We start from the raw sequence: 20,624 nt of genomic DNA on the forward strand, positions 1-20,624 counted from the left end.
TTAAAGAAAGATTGGAAAGCATAATTTGTTTTTTCCAACTCTCTTTATTTAATATTTCATTCTTCTATCTTTTCTAAATACTTTTTAGCCTCTTTTTTTCCGTCTTTTAGAGCCTTTTTTAGATAATATAGAGCCTTTTCTTCACTCTTTTCTACTCCTTCACCGTTTAAATACATTTTCCCAAGCTCCAATTCTGCTTCCGAACAACTTTGGGATGCTGATCGAATAAGATAATATTTTGCTTTTTCTAGATCTTTTTCTACTCCCAAACCCCTTTTATACATTTGTCCGACGATATATTGCGCTTTTGGATAACCAAGGTCGGCCGTTTTTTTATACCAGTAAAACGCTTTTTTGTAATCTTTTGCTACTCCAAGTCCTTTATAAAAAATTTCTCCTAGATATCTTTGAGCTTTAGGATCTCCATTTTCGGCAGCTTGTTCAAACCAGTATCGCGCTTTTGAATAGTCGTTTTCGGCGCCTTTACCTGTAAAGTAGATGTATCCAAGATTGAACATTGCTTTTATATGTCCGTTTTTTGCTGCTTTTTCGTACCAGTCTATAGCTTTTTTATAATCTTTTTTTCCCAAAAAACCTAAATAATACATCTCTCCTAAGGTAAATTGTGCGTTTGGATCTCCGTTTTGAGCTTTTTCAGTAGCACTTTGTATAAGTCGCTGTTTAAACTCTAATTTACCGGCACTTAAATAATTTAAAGTTAGAAAGAGTATAATAAATACTAATGTTTTTTTCATATTCCTTCCTTTTTATATATAATTTTTATTAATGCTTGTTTATATTATATCTTACAATTCTTAAATAAAATTTTATTATATTTTTTATAAAACTTTTGTTGAAGATAGTTTGCTGTTTGAGAAAATTTTTTTGATAACTGTTTTTTTAAGATTACTTCCAGTTTGTAGTTTAGATGTGAAACATATAAGGGGTCATTACAAATGCTCTGTATATCAAAATTTTTTCTTACATAGTTTTTCACTTTCTCATGCAAAGCGTCAACCCTTGCGTTTGGATACTCTTTTTGCAATGTGATCTGTTTCGATCGGTAATGGTAAAGGGAATGAAGTCACCTTTTCTTATCTTTAAAATTTAAGATAAACTGTCCCTAACCTTGTATCAAACCTTCTTGATCTATAACCACTGAAATAGCTTTTTCTCTCACTATTATGCTCACCTTTTTTAGCTCCAACTTTCATCTCAGACTCTATCTTCATCAACTGTTCCATCACCCATTTCATCATTGATAAAAGTGGATCTTCCTCAAACACAAACTGTGTCATTATCTTTTTGAATGTTTTTATTTCATCTATTTTTTGTTATTATTTCTCTTAGATAGGCTTCCTCCTACTTGTTTTATTCCTCACTGGGAAGTCTATCCAACTCCTTTGAAAATCTCAAATCTTAGAAAAAAATCAAAAGAGTCTTCAAGTAAAATTGCGAACTTAAGTATACACTATCTTTTTTGAGCTATTAAAATATCAATAGTAATGATTTCTTTAAGATATTTTATCGCTTTTTTACTTGGGCGATAATTTCGAGGATGATTTTTATGAGGGTTATGAAGTAAAATGGCTCCGGATGCAGGATTCGAACCTGCGACCAACCGGTTAACAGCCGGTTGCTCTACCACTGAGCTAATCCGGAATCTTTTAAGGCTCTCTTTGAAAGACGAGTAGAATTATAAAGGATTTTTTTCTATTTGTCAATATTTGTGGTATAAAAAGTAGTGTTTGATATCACTTTTTTTACTATTTTTTTTTCATTTAGTAATTTTTCAAAAGTTTTTAGTGATTTTTTAGAAAAAATGGCTTCAATATCTTCTAAAGTAAAAGGTCTTCGTTTTAATGTACGTAAAATCTCCTCTTTGCTCATATCTTTGTTGGTTCTATATGTTTTGTTTCTATGGGCTATAGTAACAGGTAAATTTTCTATTTTTTTTGATAGTTCAAATAGTCTCTCGTAAGAGACAGGCGAGACTTTGTATGCCGGTGGTCTGTCTATTGTTCCTATATCGACTCTTTCAGGTTTTATTTCTTTTAAAACTTCGTTTAATTTCTCAAACTCCTCTTCTTTATCGTTTATTCCTTTAACAACTAAAATTTCTATGATTAAAGAGCCTTTGAAGCTTTTGGAAAACTCTTTTAAACCTTCTACTATCTTTTCTAAAGATATCTCTTTTAAAGGTCTATCAAGCTTTTTAAAACACTCTTTTGTGGCGCAATCGAGAGATAGTTTTACTATATCTATCTCTTTTAGTATGTTTTGAATCTCTTTTTTATATATCAAAGCACCGTTTGATAAGATAAGCAATTTTTTATCTTTTTTTATCTTTTTTATCTCATCGACTAACTCTTTTAAATAGGGGTATAGAGTAGGTTCTCCGTTTGAAGTGATAGTTATAACTTCTATATCGTCAAACCTATTTAAAGACTCTTTTAACTCTTTTAAAATATCTTCAACTTTAGGAGGATTGTCTATGGTGTTTTTTGGTTTTGCGGATTCTAATTCGCAGTAAAGACAATCAAAGTTGCAACTCTTTTTCTCGGGACTCAGATCTATCCCTAAAGATAGACCGAATCTCCTAGAATTTACGGGACCAAAAATATATCTCATCTCTTAGTAAGATCGTGGACAAGCTCTACAAGAAATTTTGCGTTTTCTACGGGAAGATCCGGTAGCATTCCGTGTCCCAAATTGAATATATGTCCCTCTTTTGCTCCCATTATTTCGACAATTTTTTCAACTCCATCTTTTGTGGCCTCTTTAGAGTAGAGTCTTGTAGGCTCCATGTTTCCTTGTAGTACGTATCTATCTCCAAGATGTTTTTTTGCCAAATCTATAGGGGTTCCCCAATCTACACCAAAGACGTCAAACTTTCCATAAATAGCGTCTAGATACCCTGCCACTCCTTTTGGAAACAAAATAACCGGAATATGCGGGTATTTGTCTTTTAAAAATTCAGCAATATCCACCATATAATCCCAACTGAACTCAAAAAATTTATCTTTTTCCAAAGCGCTAGCCCAGCTATCAAATATCTGAACAGCATTTACGCCAGATTCTATCTGTTTTACGAGATAGGCTTTTACAGCTTCGGTTATTTTTATCATAAGCGCGTGCATAAACTCTGGTTCTGTATATATAAGTTTTTTTATAGTTGCGTAGGTTTTAGAGCCGCTTCCTTCTACCATATATGTAGCAAGTGTCCAGGGGGCACCGCTAAAACCTATCAATGCTTTATCTTTTGGAAGTTTTTCTCTAACTAACTTTATAGTTTCATAAACGTAAGTTAATCTCTCTTCCGGATAGTCGTAGAGTCTCTCTAAATCTTCCATATTTCTTATAGGATCGCTAAAAACGGGACCTTCTCCCTTTTCAAATCTAAGATCCATTCCCATTTCAAGAGGAATTACTAGTATATCACTAAACAAAATAGCCGCATCTACGTCCAAAATCTCTACAGGCTGAAGTGTTACTTCGGCTGCCATCTTAGGATTTTTACAAAGGGTCAAAAAATCTCCTGCTTTATTTCTAACTTCCATGTATTCTGGAAGATATCTACCGGCTTGTCTCATCATCCATATAGGAGTGTAGGGGGTCTTTTTTCTAAAACATGCGTCTACGAAAATCATTTTAATCCTTTATATTTTAAATTCGGCGAAGCCGATTTTTGATCAGTGTGAATTTGAACTTTTATGTAAAAAGTAGAGCCCTATTGCTAAAGCAAAGATAGAGCCTGAAAAATATAACATCTCTAACGCTCCGTTATATTCGGTATGTAAAACCCTTTTAAAAAAACTAACAATTAATACCATAACAATAACTTTAGCAAGTTTATCTTTTAACTGATCAAGACTATGGATTTGCAAAATTTTCGAGCTTTCACTTCTTTCAGCTACATCTATTTTTGAAATAAATAGTTCATAAAGACCAAAGCTAAATAACAGCATTACTACAGCAATAAGATATAAATCGACTGCACCTATGATATCTCCTACAAGTTTTTCATGAAAATCTTTCGGATGAGAGCCGGAAGTTAAAACCTCAAAGGTATAAGTACCGACGTGATAAATATCTATACTTGCTACGATAAAGAGTACTACCGCTCCAAACATTCCAAAAATTACGGCTAAAATTATAAAAAGTCTTCCTTTCCATAGCAGATTTTCAAAAATATTTTCTAATAAATTCATTAGCTCTCCATTTCCAACCATTTTAAAGCTATTCTAACCGCGTTTGTAGCGGCACCTACTCTTAAGTTGTCCGCAACGACCCACATATGAAGTACGTTGTCTCTATAGATATCTTTTCGGATTCTTCCTACATATGTTTCGTCTTTGTCCACAACCGTTATAGGCATAGGATATTCACTATTTTGAGGATTATCTATAACTACAATATTTTTTCCGTTATATAGAGCTTCCCTTGCAGCATCTGCAGTTATATCTCTTTCGAACCAGATAGTAACTGCTTCACTGTGTCCTCTAAGAACTGGGACTCTAACACAGGTTGCACTTACTTCGATATTTTTATGCATTATTTTTTTGGTCTCATTCACCATCTTCATCTCTTCTTTGGTATAACCGTTATCCATAAATTTGTCAATTTGGGGAATAACGTTTAAAGCGATTTGATGTGGGAACTTGTTATGTTCGCTCTCATCCAGTTTAAAAGCGAAAAAATCTCTCATTTGCGTAACCATCTCTTCCATTGCACTTTTTCCCGCACCGCTTGTAGCTTGATATGTGGCAACATCCACTCTTTTGATTCCGAAAATATCGTCTAAAGGTTTTAGAGCCTGTACCATCTGGATTGTAGAACAGTTTGGGTTTGCTATGATACCTCTGTTTTGCCAAGCCGCTATATCATCAGGGTTTACTTCCGGAACTACCAATGGAATATCTGGTTCCATTCTAAAATGACTTGTGTTGTCGATAACTACGGCTCCTGCTTCTACAGCGTATGGAGCATAGTGAGCCGATACGCTTCCACCCGCGCTAAAAAGGGCTATCTCAACCTCTTTTTCTTCAAATACCTTCTCAGTCAATTCTAAAACCGTATATTCTTCGCCTTTAAACTCTACCTTTGCTCCAGCGCTTCTTGCGCTAGCCAAAGGGATAAGATTGTTTACCGGAAAATCGTACTCTTCCATTACTCTTAACATCTCTTCGCCAACAGCTCCAGTTGCGCCGACTACAGCTACGTTAACTTTTCTCAACTTCTTCTCCTTCTTCTTCCTCTTTTGGACATTTTGCGATACTTACGACTTTGTCGCCTTTATCGAGTTTTACTATAACTACTCCGCTTGTATTTCTTCCGGCTTTTCTAATACTTGTCATATCTACTCTTATCATTTTCCCTACGCTGGTTAAAACCATCAAATCTTTATCTTCATCTACGGTTACTACACCTACCACGTCACCAGTTTTTGGAGTAAGCTTCATAGCGATAACGCCTTTGCCGCCTCTGCTTTGCTCTCTATACTCAATAGCTTCCGTTCTTTTACCGATACCTTTTTCGCTAACGGTTAGGAGCTCTTGATGCTCCTCTTTTATAGTTTCAGCTCCTACAACTTTGTCTCCGCTATATTTAAATCTTATACCCGTTACGCCTCTAGCGCTTCTTCCCATCTCTCTCACGTCTTCTACTCTAAATCTTATACACATTCCCTTTTGTGTTATTATAAATAGCCACTGTGTTTGAGGAGTGATGATTTTGGCGCTTACAAGCTCATCATTTTCATCTAGTGTTATGGCTTTAATCCCTCTGCTTCTAATATTGCTAAATTCACTTAGATTTGTTCTTTTGACGACTCCGTTTTTTGTAAAGAAAGCCAAAGATTTGTCGGCCGCAAAATCTGTTGTAGGGATAATGGCTTTTATTTTTTCGTCCGGTTCGAGTTGCAAAAGATTTACTACAGCTTTACCTTTGGCGGATCGTCCAGCTTCAGGGATTTTGTATACTTTGAGCCAGTATAGCTGTCCTTTATCCGTTACGAACATTAAAGTATCGTGAGTGTTGGAGATAAAGAAATCTTCTATAAAATCGTCCTCGTAAGTGGTAACGGCCGTTTTGCCTTTACCGCCTCGTTTTTGTTTTTCGTAAGATTTTAGAGGAACTCTTTTTACATAACCTCTATGAGTTATAGTAACTACCATAGGCTCGTTCGGTATTAGATCTTCTATATCTATCTCTTCGTAACTTTCAACAATCTGGGTTAATCTAGGAGTAGAGAACTTCTCTTTTATCTCTAAAAGTTCCTCTTTTATGATCTCGTTTAGTTTCTCTTCGCTTTTTAGTATAGCCGATAGTCTCTCTATCTCCGCCATAAGCTCTTTATATTCGTTTTCTAGTTTTTCTCTCTCAAGGCCGGTTAAGCGCTGGAGTTTCATATCTAAGATAGCGTTTGCTTGAATTTCGCTAAGATCAAATCTTTCTATCAAAGCGACTCTAGCGCTTGGAGTATCTTCGCTAGCTTTTATGGTTTTGATAACTTCGTCTATGTTATCTAGCGCCTTTAAAAGCCCTTCTAAGATATGCGCTCTCTTTTTGGCTTTTTCGAGTTCAAATATAGTTCTTCTTATGACTATCGTTTTTCTATGATTTAAAAAGAGATTTAAAAGCTCTATAAGAGTAAAAACTTTTGGCTCTTTGTTTTCTATAGCAAGAAGTATAATCCCAAAAGTTATCTCCATATTGGTAGATTTATAAAGATTATTTAAAACGATATCGCTATATATATCTTTTTTTAGCTCTATTACTACTCTTATACCTTCTCTATCGCTTTCGTCTCTAATTTCGCCAATACCTTCTATCTGTTTCTCTTTAACTAGATTTGCTATCTGTTCAATTAGTCTTGCTTTGTTAACTTGGTATGGGAGTTCATCGATGACAATAATCTCTTTGTTACCTTTTTTTTCAATGTGAGTTTTAGCTCTTACTTTGATTCTTCCTCTACCTGTTTTATAAGCGTTTAAAATCCCTTGTTTACCGAAGATTATACCTCCGGTTGGAAAGTCTGGACCCTCGATATGTTCCATGATTTCGGAAAGCTCTGCATTAGGATTTTCAATGAGAACCAAAAGTGCGTCTATCAGTTCGTCGATTCTGTGGGGAGGGATGTTTGTAGCCATTCCTACGGCGATACCGTTTGATCCGTTTAAAAGAAGGTTTGGAACTCTGCTTGGCAATACATCAGGTTCTGTTAGAGTATCGTCGTAGTTTGGAACGAAATCTACCGTATCTTTATCTATATCTCTTAAAAGCTCTTCAGCCAAAGAGGTCATTCTAGCTTCGGTATATCTCATTGCCGCAGGGTTGTCTCCGTCAATGGAGCCAAAATTCCCCTGTCCGTCAACCAAAGGTATTCTCATTGAAAATGGTTGAGCCATTCTAACAAGTGCATCATAGACTGCTGTATCCCCGTGAGGGTGATACTTACCTATTACGTCCCCTACGATTCTGGCACTCTTTTTATAAGCAGCTCTGCTTGTTAGGCCAAGTTCGTTCATCGCATATAAAATGCGTCTATGGACAGGCTTTAGACCATCTCTTGCGTCTGGCAAAGCACGGCCTATAATAACGCTCATAGAGTAGTCAAGATAGCTAGCCTTAACACTCTCTTCTATGTCTATTTCTTGTATATCTTGACTCTTTTCAAAAAGATCAGCCATCAATTTACCTCTATTTAGAAAAATTTTAGATATTATATCTTTTCAACTCTTATTGATGGTTTAATTAGGGAAAGTTATGGATATAAATAAAAAAGTTTTACTTTTGGCTATCTATAAAAAAGAGGAAAACGAGAGCTTTAAAGATATAGTTTTAATGTTGGAAAATAGTAGAGTGTTTTCACTAAAAGAGGGAAAAAGGCTGTTAAAAGAGCTTAAGAAGGAGAAGTTTTTAAACGATAGCGGGCTAACGATTAAAGGATTGACGAAAGCAAAAGAGATAGAAAACGAGTTTAAGCTCTGATTTGCAGTAAAAATTTACCACAAATCGATATCTTTTAAAATTTCGCTAAACACTTGATATCTCTCTTTTATGTTTGGATGCACCATTTTATATACTATATCGGCTACCTCTTTTGGTAAATTTTTGTTAAGTTTTAAAGGATGAACAGGTTTGGATGAGCCAATAGGCCAAAAGTTGTAAACCTCGAGATATGCTTTATTAGCCGTTAACTCTTTGTATATCTCGTTTCCAAAATCAAATATCTCCAAAGGCTCAAATCTGCCGATAGGTTTATGTTTTAATAGGTTAAATCGATAATTTACTCCTTTTGTTTTAAGGTAGTAGTTAAACTTCATTAAAAAGGCTATCGCGCCGCTTGAAAATCCATTTAAGACTCTTTCGAAAAAGGTTTCGAAGTTTTCGTTTTTGCTTCTGTTTGTTTTAAACTCTTCCATAAGTTCCAAGATAAGGTATTTAGCAAATCTCAAAGGAACGGATTTTAAGATAGTACGAGCCTCTTTAGATTTTGTCAGGCTTCCTCCCATCAAAATGTCTACGCCAAACTCTACTACTCCTTTAACTTTCGCTTTTGCTCCTACAAAACCTATATCTCCAAATTCATGTATTCCGCATCCCTTTACGCAGCCGCTCCAGTACATTCTAACTTTTGCTTTGTTTGCGTCGATATTTTCGCTTAAAAATTGTGCCATTTCTATAGCATCGGGTTTATTTGGTATTACTCCAAAGTTGCATTCGTTTTTTCCGGTGCAAGCGATAAGATTGTTGAAAAAGGGAGAGTCAATATTTTTATATTTTTTAAAATAGTTGTGGTTTAAAACTTCTTCACAATTTTTTACTCCAGTGATATATAAATTTTGTTCTACCGATATTCTAAGGTCTTTTCCGAACTCCTCAGCTAAATTTGCCGCTTCTATCATATCGGTACCGCTAAATATACCCCCTGGGACTATTGAGTGAAGAGCGAAAGAGCCGTCTTTTAACTGAACTCTTCCTTGATTGTTATCAAAATGCTCCATTTTACAAAGTGTCTCTCCAGCGCTTTGGAAATCTGTTGCGCTGAACTCTTTTAGAGCTTTGATAAAATTTTCCATTCCTACGGCTTCTATCAAAAAGTAGAGCCTGTTTTTGTTTCTGTTGTCTCTAAAACCGTACTCTTTATAAAGGTTTATAAGATTTTCAAAAAACTCTACAACCTCTTCTTGAGTCAGAAAAATATCTGCACTTTTTGCGATTTTACCTACTTTCCCTCCAAGATAGACATTGTATCCGTAGATACCATCTTTCATTGCTAACACAAAACAGCAATCATGTCCATAAACATTACATCTGTTAACTACGCTTCCGCTTATAGAGGTATTAAATTTTCTTGGAAGAGTTCCTATCCACTCATCCTTTTTCAAAAAAAGTTCTTGAAGTTTTAAAAGAGTAGGGTGGCTCTCCAAAAAGTTATCCATAGCTAATCCATCAAGAGGGTCGGTGACTATGTTTCTTAAATTGTCTATTCCTGTTTGATAGGTTGTTATACCAACACTTTCAAGTTTTTCAAAAATTTGCCCAATATCTTCTATATGTAGATTTCTAAGTTCTACTTGCATTCTTGTGGTAAGGTCGATATAGTCTTTTCCAAACTCTTTAGCACACTCTCCTAAAATTTTTGCCTGGTTAGGAGTAAGTATGCCTCCTGGGATTCTAACTCTTAACATAAACTGTTTAGGCGTAAACTCATTTTTGTCAAAAAGGCCGAAATATTTCAAAAATATGTTTTTATCTTCTTCGCTAATTGCTTCATATCCTTTTTTTGCAAGCTCTTGAAGTCTTTCATAAGCCTTTTTTGGGGACAATTTAGCTTTGATTTTTTCGATTTTGTTTATTTTAGCGCTTCTTTTTTCTTTTACTTCAATCAATCTTTTTAACATATACATCCTTTTAGCTTTGAATGTTGATTTTATCTTCTATTTTGTTCTTTTCACTACTTTTTTCACAAACAGCTTCGTAAGAGATCTCTCCGGCGATATTTTCTTTTAAAACTATACCTTTTGGAACTTTTTCGGAGTGTAACTGAACGGCGGTCTGTTTGAAGTTTGGCTCGCCGCTTTTTGGATCAAATAGAGATTGAGTCAATATATTTATAAGCTGAGTATTGTAGTGAAAAGGTACAAATACCGTTCCTGGTGCGACTCTTTGTGTGACTTTTACAACTAGATTTTCAACTTTGCCTCTAGAAGAGCTTATAGTTATACGATCATAATTTTTAACTTTTAGTTTTTCGGCATCAAGAGGATTTATCTCGCACCAAGCTTCAGGAGCTAAATCGTCCAAAATCTTTATCTGTCCTGTTTTGGTTCTAGTGTGAAAATGTTCAACCGTTCTACCCGTATTTAATATAAGAGGAAACTCTTTTGATATATCTTCTTGTAGAGGCTCCCAATGGGCATTTATAAATTTTGCTTTGCCATCTTCATGTTCAAAAGGCATATCTTTGCTATAGAGCCGTTTGCATCCATTAGGATACTTTTCGTTGCACGGCCACTGAATCCCTCCCATATTTTCTATCTTTTCATAACTCATACCGCTGTAGTCGCAAAGTCTGCCGCGAGAAATTTTTCTAATCTCCTCAAATGCGTCTTTAGGCTCTTTCCAATCTTTAAAAAGAAGCTCTTTAACTCCGAAATATTGGCTAAACTCCAGAATTATTTCAAAATCGCTTTTGGAGTCGGCAGGAGGTTCTACCGCTTTGTTGGCTTTGTTACATCTTCTTTCGCTATTTGTATAACAACCCTCTTTCTCTCCCCAAGTAGCTGCAGCAAAAACTACGTCGGCAATCTTTGCCGTATCGCTCATAAACGCGTCTTGAACTACTAAAATATCCAACTTTTTTAGTGCTCTTCTAAGCATTTTTTGGTTTGGAAAACTTATCAAAGGATTTGTGCATACCACCCATAACGCCTTTATCTCACCTCTATCTATAGCTTCAATTATTTCGGTATATTTATATCCTCTGTGATCAGGTATCATCTCTATAGGCACGTTTATAAGAGCTGCGAACTCCTCTCTATCTTTTTGACTTTCGAATTTTCTGTAGCCCGGGATTGATGAGGTAAATCCGAACTCTCTGGTTCCCATGGCATTGCATTGTCCTGTTATAGAAAAAGGAGCACACCCCTCTTTGCCGATTTTTCCAGTCATAATGGCTAGATTATTTATGGCACTTACGGTATCGGTACCTTGATAAGACTGATTGACTCCCATCGTCCAACAAATAAGGCTCTTTTCGCTTTTTGCGTACAGTTTTGCAAGATTGTATAGCTCTTTAGTCTCAATTCCTGTTATATGAGCCACGTGTCCGGGTTGATAATCTTGTATATGTTTAACAAACTCTCTCCAGCCTAGGGCTCTATCTTTGATAAATCTCTCATCGTACCATCCTTGTTCCCAGATTATATAAGCTAATCCGTTTAATAGCGCCAAATCTGTTCTAGGTTTTATAGGTACGTATATATTGGCTAGTCTCGCCGTTTTTGAGCGTCTAGGATCTATCACCACTATCTTTTTGTTTTTTCTGTTTTTCATAAGATGGTGAACTATTATAGGATGGTTATCGGCAAGGTTTGCTCCTATGACAAATACCGCATCGGCTTTTGCTATATCTTCGTAGCTTCCTACCGGTCCATCGCTATCGAAACTCTGTTTATATCCCATAACCGCACTTGCCATACATAAGGTTGTATTTCCGTCGTAATTTCTAGTATCGAGTCCTAATTGGACAAATTTTCCAAGAGCGTAAAACTCTTCAGTCAAAAGCTGTCCTGTAGAGATTACCGCAACGGCGTTTTTCCCGTAAATTTCTTGAACTTTTTTAAAACCTTCAAACGCTTTTTCGTAAGCCTCACTCCAACTAACGTTTGTTAGTTTTCCGTTTTTTTTGACTTTGGGATATAGTGCTCTGTTTGAAGCGTAGAGAATATAATGTTCGCTTAAGCCTTTTGGACATAGGGTGCCTAGATTTACGTTATGAGCCGGATCTCCTTTGGTATATGTGGCTTTGCCGTTTTTAACGCCTATATAAAGTCCGCATCCCACACCGCAATAGCCGCAGGTAGATTTTACCCAGAAATCGGGTTTTTTCTCTTTAGATATTTTTCCAAAGAGTGGATCGTCGGCAAGTGCGTATTTATCCTCTTTGATATCTAAACCTAAAAAATCTTTAATCTTTCCTATCATTTTAACTCCCTCTTATTTACCATTAAACATCAGCTATTTATTAAATTGAATGCTTTAAAAATTACCAAATTTCACTCAGGCGAGTTGAAATTTTTAGTAAAACTAACGCTTAAATATCTTATTAAAAAGTACAAATGCAAGCGCCCTTACGGGGTTGAGTGCACTTTTTTCGCCTAAGGGCGAACATAAAATTTTCAAGCTAAAATTTCAAAGCCTTCGTTCAATTTGTAATTTTTCATAGGTTTCCATTACTAATCATCTTTGGTTTCCAGCAAAAAAGTTTCCTGGCATTCCGGTTTTAACGGCACTACTGTAAAATAGCAATCTTCCAGCCAATTCACTACCAAAAGATATGAGTACGGCTAAAGCGATCGACAAAAAGGCAAAACTACTTGAACCAGCATTTAACGCTATTACCGCTGTAAGAGGCAAAAATATGGCGCCTATAGGCAAAGAGTTTTTTCGAAAACCGTAAAGTTTTTTAAAATCTTTTTCTAAAAGCTTTTTAGCTCTGCTTATCTGATAATAGAAAGGATCCTCTTTTTTTATAGTGTCGTAAAATCTTTGCGACTCATAAAAGAGATACATCTGTATACTTCCTAAAAGTATCGATAATGAAAGCAAGATATTAACTACCGAGAAATCCTTCGTTAGAGTGGCAATTGCCGCTAAGATCAAAGTGCCAATATAACCGGTGCTAAAAAATCGATATGTGGTACTTTTTCTGTTCCAGGTAGGCTTTGCCGGAATTTTATAGATCATAGATTGGGCGTAGATACCGTAAGTGCCGGTTATTGCCGTTACTATCTCTAAAACCACTCTTAAAAAACCCTCTTCTTCAAAATAGTAAAACAGAGTCACTACTCCCATTAGAGCCGTAAAGATACCTAAAAAGAGCGCCTCTTTACTAAGCCAGGAAGATTTTAGGTTTTTCATAGCGCTAAGTGCTTTTACGGGACGTCCAAGATGAAGAGCAGACAATGGTAGCCCGATGGCGCTTAATGCAAAAACAGTAAAAGCCATTGCGAAATTGGGCTCAGGTAAAGAGGTGATTTTACTTGCTATATCTCCCAACAAAAGTGCCAAGAAACCGATAAAACTTACCTGAGTTAAAACTGTCATAAAAACAAGTGGCAACTCTTTGTGTGCCGGTTTTATGAGATCTCTATCGGCCGGTTCTAAAGTTTTTGGCATATTTTCGGGTAGAGTAAATCTTGTAGTGGAGTTGGTTACTCTTGCATCAATAAGTCCAGGTGCGTTTCCTTCTTCATCTATTTTGCCATTTAGCCACTCCTCTTTGTTTACTACCTCTATCTCTATAGCGCCTTCTGGACATGCTTGAACACAGGCTGTAGTTTGGTTGTTTTCTATCCTCTCAAAGCACATATGGCATTTTGTTACGATATGGCGCTCTTCATGAAAAACAGGTACGTCGTAAGGACAGTTCCAAGTACAGTATTGACACCCTATGCAAGCTTCGTCGTCGTGGATTACGATGCCGTTGTCTAGCTTTATATAGCTTTGGGTAGGACAACCTTTGAGACACCACGGATCGATACAGTGATTACAACTCATAGAAAAAAATATCTGGCTTACGTTTGGAAAAACTCCTCCTTCAACTTCTCCAACTCTTCTCCATTTTACGTCAAAAGGATTGTTGTTTTGTTCGTTGCAGGCAACTTCACAACAATGACAACCTATACATTTAGTCGCGTCAAAATGAAACCTATACTGTTCGCCCGGTTTTAACTTTGGAAGATCTATAGAGTAGTTTCCGCACTGCATACCGGTTTTGGCTTTATAGTTTATAAAACTCTCAACCGCGCTCATATTTTTCCTTGATATTTGTTTTATTTATATTATAGTAATAATTGTTCTAAAAATATTACATAAACTGATTAAAAAATAGTCACTTTAAAAGAAGCATTATTAAAATGAAATTTACAATCAAAGAGACTATAAAGGCGCTTTTATAAACTTTTACCGGTTCCTTTTCTAGCAGCGTAGCGTTTGGATCAAAATAGGGTTTTACCTTTTCCGGATTGTTAAGCTCAAAGTCCATTTCGCTGTAGTGTTGATATCTATTGGAGGGATCGATCTCTATAGCTCTTAATATTATTGTTTCGAACCATTGCGGTACGGCTCTATTAAACTCTTTTACTCTTTTTGCTCTTTTAAAGGTAGGATTTTGAAAAGGCTCAATCTCTCCATAAGGCAACTTTTGAGTGAGCACTTCGTATAGAGTTACGCCAATTGCGAATATTTCGGTAGATTCGTTTATAGAGGAGCCTTTAAATCTTTCGGGCGCTAGGTAAGATGGAGTTCCTGCTCTATTGGTTAGAGAAAATATCTCTACGATAGAGCCGAAATCAACCAATTTAAAAATCTCTTTATCTCCTCTTTTAGTTATGATGATATTTTCCAGTTTGATATCTCCGTGGACTAGATTATATTTTAAAAGATAATTTGAAGCTCCAATGAGAAATTTGGCAAGATTGATCGCCTCTTCAATATGTAGGTTTCTTTTTGAGACTCTCTGCTTTAATGTTTCGCCTTCGATATACTCCATTACATAGTATCGAACGCTTCTATTTTTAGGTATAACCGCTTTTGGAAAAAATCCTGCTTTTAATCTTTTAGCATTCCAGGCTTCTTGAACGAAAAGATCAAGAAGTTTTTTATCTTGTGCAGCCTCGGCGGGAGGAAATTTCATAACATATCTAACACCCTTTTTTTCTACCAACCAAGTTCTTTTGTTTTGTATAAGAGGTTTTATAAGTCTATATCCGTCTATGATTTCATCTTTTTTTATATTCTGCGGGATAGGTAGGTTTTGCTGTTTGAGTTGGGCTCTTATATCTAGCTCTTTAATCTCTATTACCACTGCACTTGTATCATCTGGAAGATTGTCTTTTACTTTTTTACTAGCAAACTTTATTAAAGAGTTAGCATCAAGTTTAAGTCTTTCTTTAATCTCCTCTTTGGATAAAACTGATGTAACCCCATCACTGCAAAGGAGTATCTTATCTTTAGGTTGAATGAAGTTTTCAAAAAAATATGGTTCAATACTATTATTCATACCGATAGCCTGAGTTAAAATGTTACTACCTTTTTCTAAAATATGATCAAATGAGAGTTTTTGAAGTTTCCCTTTTCTTAAAAGATAGATTGGACTGTCTCCTACGTTTGCACCGTACAATCTATTGCCTTCTATCACAACAATACTTATAGTAGTTAAAAACTCTGGTTTTTCAAACTCTAAGATAGATTCTTTGTATAAAATTTCATTTATATTTTTTATGAAAGTTAGCAAAGATTTTTCTATACTCCAGCTAGAAGGCCTGGATTTAAAATTGTTTAGCATATAGCTAACGACTCTGTTTGCGGCTTCCCTCCCGGCTTGAGCGCTTCCTACGCCGTCGCAGATGATACCTACTACTATATCGTCAAAAATCCTAACCGCATAAGAATCATCGCTTAAAAGCTCTTTTCCTTTTGCCAGTCCGAAGGCACTAACTTTAAAGTTCTCTTTCATTGTCCAATTCCAAAAAGGTCTAAAATCATAAATTGAGTGTTCTGAATAAATAGCAAATTTCGCTCAAGCGAGTTATCATTTTTGCTTTTGGCAACGCTTAAAAATTTTATTAAAAAGTGCGAACGCAAGCGCCCCTTCGGGGTTAAGCGTACTTTTTTGCTCTTATGACCAACATAAAATTTTCAAGCTAAAATGATAAAGCTTTCGCTCAATTTCTATTTATTCAGAGGTTTCAATTAGTTGTTTATATCAAATCTCTAAATCCTTCCCCCAGCTTGTAATCCCCAAGTTGTTCTCCATCTAGTCTTAACCAAACTTATGCCGATTATTGCTAATATCACTATTGTTGCAAATATAAAAAAGCCTGTATTGTAGCTATTAAAGGCCGCTTTGCTCCATCCTAACGTCTTAACTAGAGCTGTCCCTCCAAGTCCTCCGGCACATCCGACTATGCCCGTCATTATACCCATATCTTTACCAAATCTTTGCGGAACAAGTTGGAAAACGGCTCCGTTTGCCATCCCTAAAAATGCCATAATAGTAAAAAGTACTATAATGGCTATATAGAAATTGCTAACGATAGTTGCGTTTAATATCGCCATAGCCGCTACTATTCCGTAAAATATATATAGCGATTTTACCCCGCCCATTTTATCGGCGATTGCGCCTCCAACAGGTCTTAGTATCGCTCCTGCAAATATACAAAGAGCTCCAAAATATCCGGCTACTACTTTTACGTTCGACTCGCTTAAGATTTTTAGCCCTATTTCGGCCATTTCCGGTTTGTAAACATCCATCAAATATACTTTCATATAGTTTGCAAATCCTACGAAACCGCCAAAACTTACTGCATAAAAGAGACTAAACCACCAAGTATCTTTATCTTTTAAAAGTTTTAGATAATCACTCGGTTTTTTCTTTCTGGGAGTATAGATCTCCGGCGGCGCGTCCTTTGCCATCAATATATAGGTTATTAAGATAATCGTCGATAAAACGCCTCCAACCAAAAATACTGAAGGCCATCCCCAAATTTCCGCAATTTTTGGTGCAAATATATAGTCTATCACCACACCGATATTTCCCGCACCGGCAAGTCCCAAAACTAAGCCTTGTAAACGAGGTGGATACCACTGTCCGGCTTGAGGAAGAGCTACCGCAAAACTAGCTCCGGCAAATCCTAAACCGAAAGCGACGGCTAGTAATTCTTGATAGGTAATGTTTTCGCCTCTAAAAAAGGTATAAAAGAGTGAAACTATCACTATTGATTGGGCTATTATTGCGGTTTTTTTTGCTCCAATATTGTCAACAAAAAAACCTAACAAAATTCTAAGGATGGCTCCTCCCAATATAGGAATCGCAAGTAGTGTTGCCTTTTGGTTTGGATCTAGTATAAAACCTTGTTTTGCTAAAGATTCGGCTATTTCGTTAGCAAGAGGTCCAAGCATAGTCCAAACCATAAAACTAAAATCAAAATATAAAAAAGCAGCGATTAGCGTGGGTAGATGACCCGCACTCTTTAATTCACCCAGCTTCATCATTTCTCCTTGTTTTTTTGATTGTAAAATTATAACAGCTATTTATTTATAAAATATACAGAAAAATGGTTAAAAAATATACAATAGATATATTTTATTGTTTTTGCTTTTATAAATTCGCCTGTTTCTATCTATATAATAGACAGTAAAGAGATTACAGATTTATATATTTAATATATTGATTAATATTATTAGGTGGATTTATAATATACTCGTTGCTTATTAACTGGTTAAAAATTAATCAATAACAATATGAAAAAATATCTTATTTGTTGATACAATTTTCTTGAGCAAATCATAAAAGGAGAAGTGATGAAGAGAGTTTGGCTTATGCTTTTGGCTTTAATGCCATCTTTGCTTTTAGCGGAAGATAAACTAAACAGCGGTGATACCGCTTGGATGATTGTTGCTACGGCGTTTGTTATGCTTATGACGCCAGCTGGTTTAGCACTTTTTTATGGAGGTATGACAAGAGCTAAAAACGTACTAAATACCTATATGATGGTATTTATGGCGTACGTAATAGGCTCAATTGTATGGGTTTTATGGGGTTATTCACTTGCTTTTAACGGTGATGGAGCTATCATAGGTGATCTTAGCAAGATTTTTCTAAATGGAGTTACCGTAGACTCTTTGAGCGGTTCGTATCCTGAATTTGTATTTATAGCTTTTCAAGGAACTTTTGCAGCTATTACGGTAGCTATAGCTAGCGGTTCGGTAATAGAGAGATTAAAATTTTCTACGTGGCTAATATTTACAGTTTTTTGGGTAACTTTCGTATATGTTCCGATTGCCCATATGGTTTGGGGTGGTGGATTTTTGTACAATGACGGCGCTTTAGACTTTGCCGGCGGCACGGTTGTACATATGAACGGAGGTTTGGCTGGTCTTATAATGGCTTTGATGTTAGGTCGTAGAAAAGGTTATCCAAAAGAGCCTATGAAACCTTCAAGTATTATTTTAACCGCTGTTGGTGCCGCGCTACTTTGGTTTGGATGGTTTGGTTTTAACGCTGGAAGCGAATTTGCCGCAGACGGTGTAGCAGGAAGCGCTCTTTTGGTAACTAACTTTGCAGCTGCTGTTGGTGCTTTGACTTGGGTAATAATTGAGTGGATAAGATATAAAAAACCAACACTTCTTGGTGCCGCTACAGGTGCGATAGCCGGTCTAGTTGCTATAACTCCGGCAGCAGGGTTTGTGGATGTTTTCGGAGCTTTGGTTATCGGAGCTGGAGGTTCAGTTTTTGGATTTTTCGGAATTACTTGGATGAAAAAAGTTTTCAAATATGACGATAGTCTTGACGCTTTTGGTGTACACTTTTTAGCAGGACTTTGGGGAGCGATAGCAACTGGAATCTTTGCGTTGCAAAATCTTGCTTGGGACGGAAGCCCTCTAAAAGATAATGGAGATAGAGCGGCTCAGATGTTAATACAGCTTGAATCTGTCGTAGTTACTATGATCTATACAGCTGTAGCAACTGCTGTAGTTTACTTTATCTCTAGCCTTATAACTGGCGGTGGAAGAGTTGACGAAGAGACTGAGACTAGAGGTCTTGACGAAGCTGTACACGGTGAAAGAGGTTTTAATCTATAATTTGGTATCATTTTAAAAAATAGGGTGAAGGTTGAAGGTTGAAGGGCGAAAATGAAAGTTACTCTTTCTCCTTTATCCTTCTTCCTTCGTCCTTACAATAAAAGGAGAAGAGATGAAAAAAGTTGAAGCTGTTATTAAACCTTTTAAACTTGAAGACGTAAAAGAGGGATTAGCCGAGATTGGCATTACCGGTATGACTGTAACAGAAGTTAAAGGTTATGGAAGACAACAAGGACATAGTGAGTTATATAGAGGAGCCGAATACGCCGTAGATTTTTTACCAAAGATTAAGATAGAGGTTGTAGTACCGGCCGATGAAGTGGATAACGTTATAGAAAAGATTATAGAAAATGCAAGAACCGGTAAAATAGGAGATGGAAAAATATTTGTTACCGATATTGAAAAGGTAGTTAGAATTAGAACGGGTGAAACCGACGAAGAGGCTCTATAAAGCTGGTTAAAAATTGTGCATTTAGTTTAAGTTATAGTTAAAAGTGGTTAAAAAATAATCATCTATTATCCCATCCTTTTGATAGAATAATAAAAAATTTTCACAAAGGATGGGATATGGATGTAAGTCAATTTTCTTACGTTATAGATACTCTCTTTGCGCTTTTTGCGATGACTCTCATAATCTTAATGGTTCCTGGCTTTGCTATGCTAGAAGCGGGACTTGTTAGAACCAAAAACGTTACTGCCGTTTTAACCGTCAATACAATGATATATGCGGTTGCTTCTATAATGTTTTTATTAGTCGGCTATCAGTTGGCTTTTGGTGGCTGGGAAAACGACTCGATGAGTAAATGGGCTGCGTTTTTGTTTCAGATGGCTTTTGTTGGTAAAACCGTCAATATTATGAGCGGAGGTGTAAGTGAGAGGACAAAGGTTATTCCTTTGACGATTTTTACTATAGTTATGGCGGCTCTTATCTATCCGGTGGTAGTTAACTGGACTTGGGGAGCCAACTTTTTAGAGGGAACTATCTTAGATATTAGTTCGATGCACGATCTAGCAGGCTCTACTGTTATTCACTCTACGGGAGCTTGGGCGTTACTGGCGGCTATTTTGATAATCGGTCCAAGACACGGTAGATACGTAAATGGAAAAATAAAAGTTATTCCGGCTTCTAATATCCCTTTGGTAGTATTGGGAGCTTTTTTACTTTGGATTGGATGGTTCGGTTTTAACGGAGGAAGCGTTGGCACTATAAGCTCAAAAGAGAACGCCGATGCTGTAGCTTTAACGATAATGAATACCAATACCGCAGGTCTTGCGGGAGCTATTGTGGTTGGGATTATAATGTATTTAAGATATAAAAAGTTTGATATAACTATGATTTTAAACGGTGCGCTAGGAGGGCTTGTGGCAATCACTGCTGGAGCGGATCTTTTCGATATCTATACGCCTATTTTGATTGGTGCGATAGGCGGCGCTCTAGTAGCCTTTTTCGTTCCATTTTTCGATCGCCTTAAAATCGACGATCCAGTTGGTGCGCTTTCCGTTCACTTGGTAAACGGTATTTGGGGAACTATAGCTGTTGGGATATTTGTAAAAGATGTGTCTTTATGGGCTCAAATAAAAGGAATATTGGTAGTAGCGGTATTTGCTTTTATAAGTTCTTATCTAGTTCTTTGGGCAATAAACAAAGTAATTCCTTTTAGGGCAAACGATGATGAACAGTTAGAAGGTTTAGACATTTTAGAGTGCGGTATCGAGTCATATCCGGAGTTTAAAAGGGCGATATAGTT

General features: G+C 36.3%; 15 protein-coding genes, 1 tRNA gene and 1 pseudogene. 4 read left to right on the plus strand and 13 right to left on the minus strand.

The annotated features are described in order from the left end of the window. Positions 1 to 56: 56 nt before the first annotated feature. From NIL_RS02635 to gyrA, 8 genes and pseudogenes are all read right to left on the minus strand, one after another. Positions 57 to 755, minus strand: a complete 699-nt coding sequence (locus NIL_RS02635; RefSeq protein ID WP_187648083.1) for a tetratricopeptide repeat protein — start codon at positions 753 to 755, stop codon at positions 57 to 59. A 292-nt stretch (positions 756 to 1,047) separates the two neighbouring features. After that, positions 1,048 to 1,298 (minus strand): annotated as a pseudogene (locus NIL_RS02640) (transposase); the annotation flags it as partial. 289 nt (positions 1,299 to 1,587) lie between these two features. Then, positions 1,588 to 1,662: transfer RNA gene (locus tag NIL_RS02645), tRNA-Asn, on the minus strand. A 51-nt stretch (positions 1,663 to 1,713) separates the two neighbouring features. Further along, positions 1,714 to 2,631, minus strand: coding sequence for a radical SAM protein (locus NIL_RS02650; RefSeq protein ID WP_187648085.1), 918 nt, complete (start codon positions 2,629 to 2,631; stop codon positions 1,714 to 1,716). Continuing rightward, positions 2,628 to 3,650 carry a uroporphyrinogen decarboxylase gene (hemE, locus tag NIL_RS02655; protein ID WP_187648086.1) on the minus strand — a complete coding sequence of 341 codons (1,023 nt, stop codon included), beginning with the start codon at positions 3,648 to 3,650 and terminating at the stop codon, positions 2,628 to 2,630. Before hemE ends, NIL_RS02650 begins: the two co-directional genes overlap by 4 nt. Positions 3,651 to 3,692: 42 nt before the next feature. Further along, positions 3,693 to 4,211 (minus strand): YqhA family protein, encoded by a 519-nt coding sequence (locus NIL_RS02660; RefSeq protein ID WP_187648087.1) that lies wholly within the window; start codon positions 4,209 to 4,211, stop codon positions 3,693 to 3,695. After that, entirely contained in the window at positions 4,211 to 5,236 is a 1,026-nt protein-coding gene (locus NIL_RS02665; protein WP_187648088.1) for an aspartate-semialdehyde dehydrogenase, read from the minus strand. Before NIL_RS02665 ends, NIL_RS02660 begins: the two co-directional genes overlap by 1 nt. Next, positions 5,223 to 7,691 (minus strand): DNA gyrase subunit A, encoded by a 2,469-nt coding sequence (gyrA, locus tag NIL_RS02670; protein WP_187648089.1) that lies wholly within the window; start codon positions 7,689 to 7,691, stop codon positions 5,223 to 5,225. Before gyrA ends, NIL_RS02665 begins: the two co-directional genes overlap by 14 nt. 76 nt (positions 7,692 to 7,767) lie before the next feature. Here gyrA and NIL_RS02675 point away from each other — a divergent pair, with 76 nt between their 5' ends. Then, positions 7,768 to 7,992, plus strand: coding sequence for a hypothetical protein (locus NIL_RS02675; protein ID WP_187648090.1), 225 nt, complete (start codon positions 7,768 to 7,770; stop codon positions 7,990 to 7,992). Positions 7,993 to 8,006: 14 nt separating this feature from the next. Here the strand turns inward: NIL_RS02675 and NIL_RS02680 are convergent, their stop codons facing one another. The 5 genes from NIL_RS02680 to NIL_RS02700 all read right to left on the minus strand — a co-directional run bounded on the left by NIL_RS02680 (position 8,007) and on the right by NIL_RS02700 (position 17,283). Then, positions 8,007 to 9,908 carry a ferredoxin-like domain-containing protein gene (locus NIL_RS02680; protein ID WP_187648091.1) on the minus strand — a complete coding sequence of 634 codons (1,902 nt, stop codon included), beginning with the start codon at positions 9,906 to 9,908 and terminating at the stop codon, positions 8,007 to 8,009. A 10-nt stretch (positions 9,909 to 9,918) separates the two neighbouring features. Further along, the gene (locus NIL_RS02685) at positions 9,919 to 12,213 is read right to left on the minus strand and encodes a molybdopterin oxidoreductase family protein (protein WP_187648092.1); all 2,295 of its coding nucleotides are present in this window, start codon (positions 12,211 to 12,213) and stop codon (positions 9,919 to 9,921) included. Between the two features lie 255 nt (positions 12,214 to 12,468). After that, a complete protein-coding gene (locus NIL_RS02690) occupies positions 12,469 to 14,043 on the minus strand; it encodes a DmsC/YnfH family molybdoenzyme membrane anchor subunit (RefSeq protein ID WP_187648093.1) in 1,575 nt (524 codons plus the stop codon). A 79-nt stretch (positions 14,044 to 14,122) separates the two neighbouring features. Further along, complete coding sequence (locus NIL_RS02695) at positions 14,123 to 15,748, minus strand: bifunctional protein-serine/threonine kinase/phosphatase (protein WP_187648094.1); 1,626 nt, start codon at positions 15,746 to 15,748, stop codon at positions 14,123 to 14,125. A gap of 257 nt (positions 15,749 to 16,005) precedes the next feature. Next, positions 16,006 to 17,283: an MFS transporter gene (locus NIL_RS02700; protein ID WP_187648095.1), complete on the minus strand. Its 1,278-nt coding sequence runs from the start codon at positions 17,281 to 17,283 to the stop codon at positions 16,006 to 16,008. Between the two features lie 312 nt (positions 17,284 to 17,595). Here NIL_RS02700 and NIL_RS02705 point away from each other — a divergent pair, with 312 nt between their 5' ends. From NIL_RS02705 to NIL_RS02715, 3 genes are all read left to right on the plus strand, one after another. After that, positions 17,596 to 18,876 carry an ammonium transporter gene (locus NIL_RS02705; protein ID WP_187648096.1) on the plus strand — a complete coding sequence of 427 codons (1,281 nt, stop codon included), beginning with the start codon at positions 17,596 to 17,598 and terminating at the stop codon, positions 18,874 to 18,876. Between the two features lie 112 nt (positions 18,877 to 18,988). Beyond that, positions 18,989 to 19,327 carry a P-II family nitrogen regulator gene (locus tag NIL_RS02710; protein WP_187648097.1) on the plus strand — a complete coding sequence of 113 codons (339 nt, stop codon included), beginning with the start codon at positions 18,989 to 18,991 and terminating at the stop codon, positions 19,325 to 19,327. A gap of 116 nt (positions 19,328 to 19,443) precedes the next feature. After that, a complete protein-coding gene (locus tag NIL_RS02715; RefSeq protein WP_187648098.1) occupies positions 19,444 to 20,622 on the plus strand; it encodes an ammonium transporter in 1,179 nt (392 codons plus the stop codon). The last annotated feature ends 2 nt before the right edge of the window (positions 20,623 to 20,624 follow it).

It is taken from the genome of Nitrosophilus labii (assembly GCF_014466985.1).
GTDB classification, from domain to species: Bacteria; Campylobacterota; Campylobacteria; order Campylobacterales; family Nitratiruptoraceae; genus Nitrosophilus_A; species Nitrosophilus_A labii.

What these genes read in the sequence shown, in the direction of transcription:
- NIL_RS02705 (WP_187648096.1), top strand. Translation starts at nt 17,596, where the DNA reads ATGAAGAGAGTTTGGCTTATGCTTTTGGCTTTAATGCCATCTTTGCTT.
- gyrA (WP_187648089.1), bottom strand. Translation starts at nt 7,691, where the DNA reads ATGGCTGATCTTTTTGAAAAGAGTCAAGATATACAAGAAATAGACATA.
- NIL_RS02690 (WP_187648093.1), bottom strand. Translation starts at nt 14,043, where the DNA reads ATGAGCGCGGTTGAGAGTTTTATAAACTATAAAGCCAAAACCGGTATG.
- NIL_RS02635 (WP_187648083.1), bottom strand. Translation starts at nt 755, where the DNA reads ATGAAAAAAACATTAGTATTTATTATACTCTTTCTAACTTTAAATTAT.
- NIL_RS02675 (WP_187648090.1), top strand. Translation starts at nt 7,768, where the DNA reads ATGGATATAAATAAAAAAGTTTTACTTTTGGCTATCTATAAAAAAGAG.
- NIL_RS02715 (WP_187648098.1), top strand. Translation starts at nt 19,444, where the DNA reads ATGGATGTAAGTCAATTTTCTTACGTTATAGATACTCTCTTTGCGCTT.
- NIL_RS02685 (WP_187648092.1), bottom strand. Translation starts at nt 12,213, where the DNA reads ATGATAGGAAAGATTAAAGATTTTTTAGGTTTAGATATCAAAGAGGAT.
- NIL_RS02695 (WP_187648094.1), bottom strand. Translation starts at nt 15,748, where the DNA reads ATGAAAGAGAACTTTAAAGTTAGTGCCTTCGGACTGGCAAAAGGAAAA.
- NIL_RS02650 (WP_187648085.1), bottom strand. Translation starts at nt 2,631, where the DNA reads ATGAGATATATTTTTGGTCCCGTAAATTCTAGGAGATTCGGTCTATCT.
- hemE (WP_187648086.1), bottom strand. Translation starts at nt 3,650, where the DNA reads ATGATTTTCGTAGACGCATGTTTTAGAAAAAAGACCCCCTACACTCCT.
- NIL_RS02660 (WP_187648087.1), bottom strand. Translation starts at nt 4,211, where the DNA reads ATGAATTTATTAGAAAATATTTTTGAAAATCTGCTATGGAAAGGAAGA.
- NIL_RS02710 (WP_187648097.1), top strand. Translation starts at nt 18,989, where the DNA reads ATGAAAAAAGTTGAAGCTGTTATTAAACCTTTTAAACTTGAAGACGTA.
- NIL_RS02680 (WP_187648091.1), bottom strand. Translation starts at nt 9,908, where the DNA reads ATGTTAAAAAGATTGATTGAAGTAAAAGAAAAAAGAAGCGCTAAAATA.
- NIL_RS02700 (WP_187648095.1), bottom strand. Translation starts at nt 17,283, where the DNA reads ATGAAGCTGGGTGAATTAAAGAGTGCGGGTCATCTACCCACGCTAATC.